The organism is Streptomyces sp. MBT65, from assembly GCF_016612545.1.
GTDB lineage: Bacteria > Actinomycetota > Actinomycetes > Streptomycetales > Streptomycetaceae > Streptomyces.
The window spans coordinates 1-11,824 of the sequence record NZ_JAENRY010000251.1; the positions used below are offsets into that span (position 1 = coordinate 1).

At 67.7% G+C, this 11,824-nt stretch carries 11 protein-coding genes; 8 read left to right on the plus strand and 3 right to left on the minus strand.

Features of this window, described 5'->3' with window-relative positions; genetic code table 11:
- Window positions 1-807 (minus strand): potassium channel family protein (locus tag JHN63_RS38600; RefSeq protein ID WP_234478339.1); only part of this gene is annotated, 807 nt, incomplete at its 3' end.
- 142 nt (window positions 808-949) lie between these two features.
- On the minus strand, window positions 950-3,682 hold the full coding sequence (aceE, locus tag JHN63_RS38605) for a pyruvate dehydrogenase (acetyl-transferring), homodimeric type (RefSeq protein ID WP_200689775.1): 2,733 nt from the start codon (window positions 3,680-3,682) through the stop codon (window positions 950-952).
- 368 nt (window positions 3,683-4,050) lie between these two features.
- Between aceE and JHN63_RS38610 the strand changes: the two genes are divergently transcribed.
- The 6 genes from JHN63_RS38610 (at window position 4,051) to JHN63_RS38635 (ending at window position 8,647) form a co-directional block, all read left to right on the plus strand.
- Entirely contained in the window at window positions 4,051-4,488 is a 438-nt protein-coding gene (locus JHN63_RS38610; protein WP_019060358.1) for a DUF3052 domain-containing protein, read from the plus strand.
- Window positions 4,489-4,627: 139 nt separating this feature from the next.
- Window positions 4,628-5,086 (plus strand): peroxiredoxin, encoded by a 459-nt coding sequence (locus JHN63_RS38615; RefSeq protein ID WP_200689780.1) that lies wholly within the window; start codon window positions 4,628-4,630, stop codon window positions 5,084-5,086.
- A 113-nt stretch (window positions 5,087-5,199) separates the two neighbouring features.
- Window positions 5,200-5,775, plus strand: a complete 576-nt coding sequence (locus JHN63_RS38620) for a TerD family protein (protein WP_019060360.1) — start codon at window positions 5,200-5,202, stop codon at window positions 5,773-5,775.
- Window positions 5,776-5,924: 149 nt separating this feature from the next.
- Window positions 5,925-6,503, plus strand: coding sequence for a TerD family protein (locus JHN63_RS38625; protein ID WP_200689776.1), 579 nt, complete (start codon window positions 5,925-5,927; stop codon window positions 6,501-6,503).
- A 154-nt stretch (window positions 6,504-6,657) separates the two neighbouring features.
- Window positions 6,658-7,803, plus strand: coding sequence for a DUF475 domain-containing protein (locus JHN63_RS38630; RefSeq protein ID WP_200689777.1), 1,146 nt, complete (start codon window positions 6,658-6,660; stop codon window positions 7,801-7,803).
- Window positions 7,804-7,912: 109 nt separating this feature from the next.
- A complete protein-coding gene (locus JHN63_RS38635; protein WP_200689781.1) occupies window positions 7,913-8,647 on the plus strand; it encodes a Tellurium resistance in 735 nt (244 codons plus the stop codon).
- A 114-nt stretch (window positions 8,648-8,761) separates the two neighbouring features.
- Here the strand turns inward: JHN63_RS38635 and JHN63_RS38640 are convergent, their stop codons facing one another.
- Entirely contained in the window at window positions 8,762-9,541 is a 780-nt protein-coding gene (locus JHN63_RS38640) for a TerD family protein (protein ID WP_200689778.1), read from the minus strand.
- Window positions 9,542-9,717: 176 nt separating this feature from the next.
- On the opposite strand from JHN63_RS38640, the gene JHN63_RS38645 reads away from it, so the two are divergent.
- Window positions 9,718-10,884, plus strand: a complete 1,167-nt coding sequence (locus tag JHN63_RS38645; protein WP_200689779.1) for an HpcH/HpaI aldolase/citrate lyase family protein — start codon at window positions 9,718-9,720, stop codon at window positions 10,882-10,884.
- A 14-nt stretch (window positions 10,885-10,898) separates the two neighbouring features.
- The coding region (locus tag JHN63_RS38650; protein ID WP_234478340.1) for a phosphoribosyltransferase domain-containing protein at window positions 10,899-11,824 on the plus strand (926 nt) is incomplete at its 3' end.

The window sequence follows — 11,824 nt, forward strand, 5'->3', positions numbered from 1 at the left end:
TGACGGAGTCGAGACCGGTGCGCCCGACGAAGTCGCCACCTCGGCCCCCGAAAACGCCGTCACCCCAGACAGAACAGCCCCCCGCACCCCCGACAACGCCGCCACCTCCGCCCGCAACCCCCGTACCTCCTCCGTCAACGCCTCGATCGCCTCCGTCTGGCGGCGTTCCTCCACGTCGTCCTTCTCGAAGCGGGCGATGAACCACGTGGCGATGTTCGCGGTGACGACACCGAGCAGGGCGATCCCGGACAGCATCAGGCCGACGGCGATCATCCGGCCGAGCCCGGTGGTCGGTGCGTGGTCGCCGTACCCCACTGTCGTCATGGTCGTGAACGACCACCAGACGGCGTCACCCAGCGTCCGGATGTTCCCGTTGGGGGAGTCCCGTTCCACGGAGAGGACCGCTAGCGAGCCGAACATCAGCAGCCCGATCACCGCGCCGGCGACGTACGTCGTCAGCTGGATCTGCGAGGCCATCCGGGCCCGGCGTCCGACGAGTATCAGGGTCGAGACCATGCGCAACAGCCGTAGCGGCTGAAGTATCGGCAGCACCACCGCGCACAGATCCATCCAGTGCGTCCGCACGAACCGCCGCCGGTCCCGGGACATCGCGAGCCGCATCAGATAGTCGGCGGCGAACGCCCCCCACACCACCCACTCGACCACCGTGCACACCGCCGTCAGCGAATGACCGGCGGTGGTGTCCACGATCGGCACGGCATACGCCACGGCAAACGCGACGGCGAGCGCCAGCAACGGTCGCTGGGTCCGCTGCTCCCAACGCGCTTGCGCCGATTGTTGGTTCATGCCCGCATGTTAGGTGGCGGGGCACGGCCGATGGGCACCCCCGAAGGGGCGCCCACCAGGGGCGCGGGGCCGTATCAATCAATGTGCGGCTCCGCCGCGCGGGCGCCACCAGCCCCACGCATCCGCACCGGGCAAAGAGGGGCTACGCGTCCCCTCCCGCCGCCCCCGGATCAGCCGAGGCCACATCCAGCAACTGGTACCGATCGATCGCCTGCTTCAGCACGGACCGGTCGACCTTCCCCTCCCGGGCCAACTCCGTCAGCACGCCCACCACGATCGACTGCGCGTCGATGTGGAAGAACCGCCGAGCCGCGCCCCGGGTGTCAGCGAACCCGAAGCCGTCCGCGCCCAGCGACTGATACGTCCCCGGCACCCACCGAGCGATCTGGTCAGGAACCGACCGCATCCAGTCGGAAACGGCCACGAACGGCCCCTCCGCCCCGCTCAACTTCCGCGTGACATAAGGAACCCGCTGCTCCTCCTCGGGATGCAACAGGTTGTGCCGCTCCACCTCGACCGCCTCGCGCCGCAGCTCGTTCCAGGACGTCGCCGACCAGACATCGGCCCGCACGTTCCAGTCCTCGGCGAGGATCCGCTGCGCCTCGATGGCCCACGGCACCGCGACACCGGACGCCAGGATCTGCGCCGGAACCGTGCCCGCCGCGCCCTGACTGACCCGGTGGACACCCTTGAGGATGCCCTCCACATCGACGTCCGCCGGCTCGGCCGGGTGCTGGATCGGCTCGTTGTAGACGGTGAGGTAGTAGAAGACGTCCTCGCTGTCGGGGCCGTACATCCGCCGCAGCCCGTCCTGCACGATGTAGGCGATCTCGTACGAGTACGCCGGGTCGTAGGCGACACACCCCGGGTTGGTGGAGGCCAGCAACTGCGAGTGTCCGTCCGCGTGTTGCAGACCCTCACCGGTCAGAGTCGTACGACCCGCGGTCGCGCCCAGTACGAAACCGCGCGCCAACTGGTCCGCCATCTGCCAGAACTGGTCACCGGTGCGCTGGAAACCGAACATCGAGTAGAAGACGTAGACCGGGATGAGCGGCTCGCCGTGCGTCGCGTACGCCGAACCCGCCGCGATCAGCGAGGCCGTGCAGCCCGCCTCCGAGATGCCGTCGTGCAGCATCTGCCCGGTCGGCGACTCCTTGTACGCGAGCAGCAGTTCACGGTCCACCGACTCGTACTGCTGGCCCAGCGGGTTGTAGATCTTCGCGCTCGGGAAGAACGAGTCCATGCCGAACGTGCGGTACTCGTCCGGCGCGATCAGCACGAACCGCTTGCCGATCTCCTTGTCCCGCATGAGGTCCTTGAGCAGCCGTACGAACGCCATGGTCGTGGCGATCGACTGCTGGCCGGAGCCCTTCTTCACACTCGCGTACGTCTTGTCCTCGGGCAGCACCAGCGGCTTCGAGCGGACGACACGCGTCGGGACGTAGCCGCCCAGCGCGTTGCGCCGGTCGTGCATGTACTGGATCTCCTCCGACTTCCGGCCCGGGTGGTAGTACGGCGGGGCGCCGGACTCCAGCTCCTGGTCGGTGATCGGCAGGTGCAGCCGGTCGCGGAAGCCCTTGAGGTCGGCGACCGTCAGCTTCTTCATCTGGTGCGTGGCGTTGCGGCCCTCGAAGTTGGGGCCCAGCGTCCAGCCCTTGACCGTCTGGGCGAGGACGACGGTCGGCTGGCCCTTGTGCTCCTTGGCCGCCGCGAAGGCCGCGTACACCTTCTGGTGGTCGTGCCCGCCGCGCCCCAGGTGCAGGATCTGGTCGTCGGTCATGTTCTCGACCATCGCGCGCAGCCGGTGGTCGTGCCCGAAGAAGTGCTCGCGGATGTACGAGCCGGTCTCCGTGGCGTACGTCTGGAACTGGCCGTCCGGCGTGGTGTTGAGCTGGTTGACCAGCACGCCGTCCCGGTCCTGGGCCAGCAGCGGGTCCCAGGTGCGGTCCCAGACCAGCTTGATGACGTTCCAGCCGGCGCCCCGGAACTGCGACTCCAGCTCCTGGATGATCTTCCCGTTGCCGCGCACCGGGCCGTCGAGCCGCTGGAGGTTGCAGTTGACGACGAAGGTCAGGTTGTCCAGGCCCTCGCGGGCCGCGATCGACAACTGGCCCAGCGACTCCGGCTCGTCCATCTCGCCGTCGCCGAGGAACGCCCACACGTGTGACTTCGAGGTGTCCGCGATCCCGCGCGCCGCCATGTAGCGGTTCATCCGCGCCTGGAAGATCGCGCCGAGCGGGCCCAGGCCCATCGACACGGTCGGGAACTCCCAGAAGTCCGGCATCGACCGAGGGTGCGGGTACGAGGACAGCCCGTACGGCGCCTTCGACTTCTCCTGGCGGAACGCGTCGAGCTGCTGCTCGCTGAGCCGGTCCAGGAGGAACGCGCGGGCGTAGATGCCCGGCGAGGCATGCCCCTGGAAGAAGATCTGGTCGCCGCCGTCGCCCTGGTCCTTGCCCCGGAAGAAGTGGTTGAAGCCCACGTCGTAGAGCGAGGCGGAGGAGGCGAAGGTGGCGATGTGGCCGCCGACCCCGATACCGGGACGCTGGGCCCTGGACACCATCACCGCGGCGTTCCAGCGGGTGGCGTTCAGGATCTTGCGCTCGATCTCCTCGTTGCCGGGGAAGAACGGCTCGTCCTTGGTGGCGATGGTGTTGACGTAGTCCGTGCTGCGCATCTCGGGCACGGCCACGCGCTTCTCGCGGGCCCGCTCGATCAGCCGGAGCATCAGATAGCGGGCCCGCTCACGGCCGCGCTGGTCCACGGCGGCGTCGAGCGAGTCGAGCCACTCCTGGGTCTCTTCGGGATCGAAGTCAGGAACCTGACTCGGAAGGCCGCCAATGATGATCGGATTGCGATCGGATCCGGAAGCCACGCTGTTCCTTACGTGTCAGAGGGGAAAACGTGTCATAGGGGGAGCTGCACCGTTCCCCATGGTCTACCGCGGGGCGGCAATCGTCATCTCTACCGTGAGGTAACCGTGACTCGTTTAGCAAAGTCATTCGAGTCGCGTACCCTCGGAGGGTTCTCAAACGTGCAAACCGGGCAGAACGCTGTGGTGTACGTCACCGGCGGCCGCGATAGCGTGCCTGGAGTTGCGGCGACACGGCCAGGATCGTCACCGTTTCGGCGTTCCGAATCGCCGGGTACTTGCGCGATCCGGCCCGTCCGTGTGGACTACGGCCAATGCTTCGCGCACGCGCGTGGCTGGACATTCATCAAGACATGATCAGGAGGCAACCCGTGAGCGCGACCGCGGACCACGCGGAGGAGCGGACGAACCCTGCCGTCAGGCTGGGGTTCCAGCCCGAGCAGGTGGTCCAGGAGATCGGCTACGACGACGACGTAGACCAGGAACTCCGCGAGGCCATTGAAGAAGTCATCGGCAGCGACCTGGTGGACGAGGACTACGACGACGTCGCCGATGCCGTGGTGCTGTGGTTCCGCGACGAGGACGGCGACCTGACCGACGTGCTGGTGGACGCCATCTCGTACGTCGAGGAGGGCGGCTCGATCCTGCTGCTGACGCCGAAGACCGGCCGTGACGGCTACGTCGAGCCCAGCGACATCTCGGAAGCCGCCACGACCGCGGGCCTTTCCGCGGCCAAGAGCGTCAGCGTGGGCAAGGACTGGAGTGGCAGCCGGCTGGTGACGCCCAAGGCAGCCAAGTCCAAGAGGTAGTCCCCGGAGGTACCTCGATCGTTGAACCCCGGACGGGCTGGCGACGCCAGCCCGTCCGTCCGCATGTCGTGATCGCTGCGTAGGGTGGACGCACGGGTGGTCTCACCCGAACAGCCCCACCGAAGGGATGCAGGACGAGATGGCGATCCAGGTCGGCGACAAGGCCCCCGATTTCGAGCTCAAGGACAACCACGGCGCCACCGTGAAGCTCTCCGACTTCCGCGGCGAGAAGAACGTGGTGCTGCTCTTCTACCCCTTCGCCTTCACCGGCGTCTGCACCGGCGAGCTGTGCTCCCTGCGCGACAACCTGCCGCAGTTCACCGACCGCGACACCCAGCTCCTCGCGGTCTCGAACGACTCCATCCACACCCTGCGCGTCTTCGCCGAGCAGGAGAGCCTGGAGTACCCGCTGCTCTCCGACTTCTGGCCGCACGGCAACACCTCGCGTGCGTACGGCGTCTTCGACGAGGACAAGGGTTGCGCCCTGCGCGGAACCTTCGTCATCGACAAGGAGGGCGTCGTGCGCTGGACGATCGTCAACGGCCTGCCGGACGCCCGTGACCTGGGCGAGTACGTGAAGGCCCTCGACACCCTGTGATTGTTAGGTTCCAGGGCCTGCGAGGGTCGGGAACCCGTCACTAGGATCGAGACGTTGATCCGATACCGACGCACTACGGGGCATCCCCGCCCCTGGACACCAATGGAGGACTCGTGGGAGTCAGCCTCAGCAAGGGCGGCAACGTTTCACTGACCAAGGAGGCCCCGGGCCTGACCGCGGTCATCGTCGGTCTGGGGTGGGACGTCCGCACCACCACCGGCACCGACTTCGACCTCGACGCCAGCGCACTGCTGCTGAACAGCGCGGGCAAGGTCGCCAGTGACGCGAACTTCGTCTTCTTCAACAACCTCAAGAGCCCCGACGGCTCCGTCGAGCACACCGGTGACAACACCACCGGTGAGGGCGAGGGCGACGACGAGGCGATCAAGGTGAACCTGGCGGCGGTCCCGGCCGACGTCGACAAGATCACCTTCCCGGTCTCGATCTACGACGCCGAGAACCGCCAGCAGTCCTTCGGCCAGGTCCGCAACGCGTTCATCCGCGTGGTGAACCAGGCCGGCGGCGCGGAGATCGCCCGCTACGACCTCTCCGAGGACGCCTCGACCGAGACCGCCATGGTCTTCGGCGAGCTGTATCGCAACGGCGCGGAGTGGAAGTTCCGCGCCATCGGCCAGGGCTACGCCTCGGGCCTGCGCGGCATCGCCCAGGACTTCGGCGTCAACGTCTGACGTACGACGAGCGTCTGACGTTCGGACGCCTGACGTACGACGGTTTCACCGCCCGGGCGCCGCGCGATGCGCGTGCGGCGCCCGGGGGTCCCCCTCCGGGGGGAGCGCAGGACAACCAAAGAAGCATCGCCTCGGGGAGGACCAGCACTATGGGCGTCACGCTCGCCAAGGGGGGCAATGTCTCCCTTTCCAAGGCCGCACCGAACCTCACGAACGTCCTGATCGGCCTCGGCTGGGACGCGCGCTCCACCACCGGAGCCGATTTCGACCTGGACGCCAGCGCACTGCTGCTCAACGGCGGTGGACGGGTGCTCGGGGACGAGTGGTTCATCTTCTACAACCAGCTCACGAGCCCGGACGGCTCGGTCGAGCACACCGGCGACAACCTCACGGGTGAGGGCGAGGGCGACGACGAGTCGATCAAGGTCGACCTGCTGAAGGTGCCGGTCAACTGCGAAAAGATCACCTTCCCGGTCTCCATCCACGACGCCGACAACCGCGGCCAGACCTTCGGTCAGGTGAGCAACGCCTTCATCCGCGTCGTCAACCAGGCCGACGGCCAGGAGCTGGCCCGCTACGACCTCTCCGAGGACGCCTCCACCGAAACGGCGATGATCTTCGGCGAGCTCTACCGCTACCAGGGCGAGTGGAAGTTCAGGGCGGTCGGTCAGGGGTACGCGTCCGGACTGCGGGGCATCGCGATGGATTTCGGGGTCAACGTCTCGTAAAGGCGTCGGTCCCGACCGGCTGTCCCGGTCGACGGAGTCTCCCTCTAGACTCAGTGCTCGACGTCAAATTTTAAGTAAAGCCGAGTGCGGCGCGGGGGGAGACCTTCCCCCAGACTCCGTCTGGGGGGACCCCCAACACACGATTGGGTAGCCAGTGCTTCTGAAAACCTTCGGCTGGTCGTTCGCGGTCACCGCGCTCGGCCTTGTCGCAGCGGCGTTCTACGGGGGGTGGGAAGCCTTCGGCATCGTGGCGATCCTGGCCGTCCTGGAGATCTCGCTGTCCTTCGACAACGCGGTGGTCAACGCCGGGATCCTGAAGAAGATGTCCGCCTTCTGGCAGAAGATCTTCCTCACGGTCGGCGTCCTGATCGCCGTCTTCGGCATGCGGCTGGTGTTCCCCGTCGTCATCGTCGCCGTCACCGCCAAGATCGGCCCGATCGACGCGGTCGACCTCGCGCTCAACAACAAGGACCACTACCAGCAGCTGGTCACCGACGCCCACCCGGCGATCGCGGCCTTCGGCGGCATGTTCCTGCTGATGATCTTCCTCGACTTCATCTTCGAGGACCGGGACATCCAGTGGCTGCGCTGGATCGAGCGCCCGCTCGCCAAGCTCGGCAAGGTCGACATGCTGTCGGTCTGCATCGCGCTGATCGTCCTGCTGATCACCTCCTTCACCTTCGCGGCCCACGCCCACCAGCACGGCGGCGCGCACACCGACAAGGCACAGACGGTCCTGATCGCCGGTATCTCCGGCCTGATCACGTACATGATCGTCGGCGGGCTCTCCGGCTACTTCGAGGACAAGCTCGAGGAAGAGGAGGAGCGGGAGCACGAGGCGGAGGAAGAGGCCGCGCGCACCGGCAAGCAGCGCTCGGCGGTGGTCCTGGCCGGCCAGGCCGCGTTCTTCATGTTCCTCTACCTCGAAGTCCTGGACGCGTCCTTCTCCTTCGACGGCGTGATCGGCGCCTTCGCCATCACCAACGACATCGTCCTGATGGCGCTTGGCCTGGGCATCGGCGCGATGTACGTCCGCTCCCTGACGGTCTACCTGGTCCGCCAGGGCACCCTGGACGACTACGTCTATCTGGAGCACGGCGCGCACTACGCGATCGGCGCCCTGGCGGTGATCCTCATGGTCACCATCCAGTACCAGATCAACGAGGTCATCACCGGTCTGGTCGGCGTCGTCCTGATCGGCTGGTCCTTCTGGTCCTCGGTCCGCCGGAACAAGGCTCTTGCGGAAGCCGAGGGAAAAGCGGGCTCGGACGAGAAGACTGAGGTCTCGTCCGGGGTGTGACAAGCTCCCTGGTAAGGGAACGCTCTGTTCGGGGCGGCCGTCGAGGACAAGTCCTCTGTCCGGCCGCCCCGACAGCTTTGTCGTGAGTCATGTGGACGTGGGGGCGGGAATGGGCTTCTTCGACGGAATCTGGCGGCGCGAGGCCGACTTCGACTCGGGCAGCGCGGCCAGCAACGCGATAGAACTGACCAAACGGCACCACCAGGTCTCGCTCACCAAACAGGGCGCGGCCACCGGCAACCTCCGCGTCAACCTCACCTGGCGGATGCGGACCTCCGACATCGGCGGCCTCCAGCGCGACAGCCTGCTGCGCCACCCCTTCAAGGCGCTCAAGCCGCCGGAGGTCATGGGCCACAGCCAGAGCATGGTCAACGTCGACCTCGACCTCGGCTGCCTCTACGAACTCATGGACGGAACCAAGGGCGTGGTCCAGCCCCTCGGCGGCCTCCTCGGCGACGTCAACGCACCCCCGTACGTGAAACTCAGCGGCGACGACCGCTTCGGCTCCGCGTCCGGCGAGACGATGTACGTCAACCTCGACCACCGCGACCAGATCAAGCGCCTCCTGGTCTTCGTCTACATCTACGACCAGACCCCCGCCTTCGACCGCACCCACGCGATCGTCACCCTTTACCCCAGCAACGGCCCCCGCATCGAGATAGGCCTCGACGAACGCCACCCCCAGGCCCGCTCCTGCGCGGTGGTGATGATCGAGAACGTCAAGGGCGAACTCGTGGTCCGCCGGGAAGTGAAGTTCGTCTACGGCTTCCAGGCAGAGCTGGACCGACTGTACGGCTGGGGCCTTCAGTGGGGCAGGGGCTACAAAACAAAGGTTGAGCGATAGGACACCCTTGAGGGACGCGCCCCCGAAGGGGCGCGAGGCAGTGTCGATATGCGGCTCCGCCGCGGGGCGCACCCAGCCCTCACTGACCCGCACCAAACGAACGGCCCGTCCTGGTCAGATGAACTGCGGCCCCTGCGGCGGCAGACGGAAGTCAGGATCCGGCGCAATCGCCGAAGGCACCGGCTGCGGATACCCGTACGTCCCCGCCGGCGAGGTCTGCGGATACCCGTACGCCGGCTGAGTCACCGGCTCCTGCGGATACCCGTACCCGGACTGCACCGGAACCGCGGGAACCGCCGGAGGCAACGGCTGGGAAGCCTCGGGAAGCGCGACCGGCGCCGCCCCCTCCTCCGACTCGTCCACCGTGATCCCGAAGTCCACGGCCAGCCCCCGCAGACCGTTCGCGTACCCCTCACCCAGCGCCCGGAACTTCCACCCCTCGCCCCGCCGGTACAGCTCCCCGCAGATCAGCGCGGTCTCCTCGCCGGTCTCCGGCTTGATGTCGAAATACAGCAGCGGATCGCCCTCGGCGACGGCCGCGTCGTACAACAGGATGCGCAGTCCCTGTACGCGGTCGAACGTGTTGTCCTCCGCCGAAGCGACCACCAGAATCCGGCTGACTTCGGGCTCGACACCGGCGAGATCTGTCTGGATCGTGTCGGTGGGGCCCTCCGCGACACGCTTCTTGCCGAGCCACCAGACCTTCCCGGAGGGGTGCCGGGGCTGGTTGTAGAAGACGAAGTCCTCGTCGGAACGCACCTGACCGGCGGGGCCGAGGAGCAGCGCCGAGGCATCCACGTCCGGGACCCCCTGCCCGGGCGTCCAGCGCAGCACGGCGCGTACCGTGGTGGCTTCCAGCGGGACGTTCGACCCCTTCAGCATCGCGTGCGTCATGCGGTCATCCTGCCCTCTCGGTCCTGGTCACGACAACGTGGGGGTTCGGACACCGACACGGCCGAGTTACCTGAAGTTCATGCCCGGCGGGAACCCCTGACATGGGTTTGTACGTACTATTACCGGCCACCTATCGAAAACACTCACGCACCACAACGTCACCACGGGGGAGCTTTATGCGTCATTTCGGGCACATTGCCCCTGAGGTACGGCAGCGTCTCTTCTTCCAGGAGCCCTGCGAGTTCGACGCGGACTCCCCGGCCCGGCTGCTCGCCGCGGCCCTCGGCGCCACGCTCTACAGCCCGGCCACCCGCCCCCACCTCGCCGACGACATCGTCAAGCAGGCGGGACGCGGCGTCGTGTCGATGGTGCTGTGCCTGGAGGACTCGATCGGCGACGAGGACGTCCCGGCCGCCGAGGAGAACCTGGTCCGGCAGTTCACCGAGCTGGCCGCCCGCCCCGACACCGAGCTCCCGCTGCTGTTCGTCCGGGTCCGCGTGCCCGAACAGATCCCTGACCTGGTACGCCGCATGGGCCCGGCCGTCCGACTCCTCTCCGGCTTCGTCATGCCGAAGTTCACCGAGGAGCGCGGCATGCCCTTCCTGGAGGCACTGTCCGACGCCGAGACGGCGAGCGGCCACCGGCTCTTCGGCATGCCGGTCCTGGAGTCGCCCGAGCTGCTCTACCGCGAGTCGCGCGTCGAGACCCTGGAGGGCATCTCCCGCGCGGTGGACAAGTACCGCGACCGCGTCCTCGCCCTGCGCCTGGGCGTGACGGACTTCTGCTCCTCCTACGGCCTCCGCCGCGCCTCCGACATGACGGCCTACGACGTCCAGATCGTCGCCAACGTGATCGGCGACGTGGTGAACATGCTGGGCCGCGCCGACGGCACCGGGTTCACGGTGACCGGCCCGGTGTGGGAGTACTTCCGGGTCCAGGAGCGCATGTTCAAGCCGCAGCTGCGCCGCAGCCCCTTCCTGGAGGGCCAGGCGGAGGAGCTGCGCGAGGCGCTGATCGAGCACGCCATGGACGGGCTGCTGCGCGAGATCGCCCTCGACCAGGCCAACGGGCTGATGGGCAAGACCTGCATCCACCCCTCGCACGTGCTGCCCGTGCACGCGCTGTCCGTGGTCAGCCACGAGGAGTTCTGCGACGCGCAGGACATCCTGCGGCCGGAGCGCGGCGGCGGGGGAGTGCTGCGCTCGGCGTACACGAACAAGATGAACGAGGTGAAGCCGCACCGCGCCTGGGCCGAGCGGACCATGCTGCGCGCCGAGATCTTCGGCGTCGCACGCGAGGACGTCGGCTTCGTGGAGCTGCTCGCCGCCGGAATCCCCGGCTGAATCGCAAGGGACGCATGAACAAGGCAGTGAACGACGGTGTCTGGTCCGGCAGCTGGGTCGCGGAGCGGCTCGGTGTCGAACTGCTCGGCGACCCCGAACTGACCGACCTCCTGGGCCTGGCCCTCCGCCGCAACCCCAAGCGGGCCCACCTCCTGGTGTCGAACGTGCTCGGCAAGCACGTCCCCCAGTCCCCGTCGATCGTCTACGGCTACGGCTTCACCCTGGGCCGCAGGGTCCGCGACCTCCTCGGCCCCGACGAGTCCGCCCGAGCGGTGGTCCTCGGCTACGCGGAAACCGCGACGGGCCTGGGCCACGCGGTGGCGGACGGCATCGCGGTGGCCCCCTACCTCCACTCCACCCGCCGTCCGGTCCCCGGCGTCGCCACGGCAGGCGGCTTCGAGGAGTCCCACTCCCACGCGACCTCCCACCTCCTCCTCCCCGAGAACCCCGAACTCCTGGCCGGCGAGGGCCCGTTGGTCCTGGTGGACGACGAGTTCTCCACGGGCAACACGGTCCTGAACACCATCCGCGACCTGCACGTGCGCTATCCACGGGACCGGTACGTGGTCGTGGCCCTGGTCGACATGCGTTCCCCTGTCGACGCCGGACGTCTGGACGAGTTCGCGGCGGAGATAGGCGCGAGGGTGGATTTGGTGGCAGCGGCATCTGGGACCGTGAGCTTGCCGGAAGGGGTGCTGGAGAAGGGCCAGGAGTTGGTGGCGCGGTACGAGACAGGGGGAGTCGGTACCGGTGGCTCCTCGTCTGCACCGGCGACTCGGCTGGCCGCGCAGTTCCCCGCGCCCCTAAAAGACAAGGGCGATGTCGCCGGCCCCAACTCGAGCACCGAGGTAGGCCCGAGCATTGAAACCGCCCCCAGCCCCCACCCCCCAGGGGCGCGGGGCAGTGTCGATATGCGGCTCCGCCGCGGGGCGCACCTAGC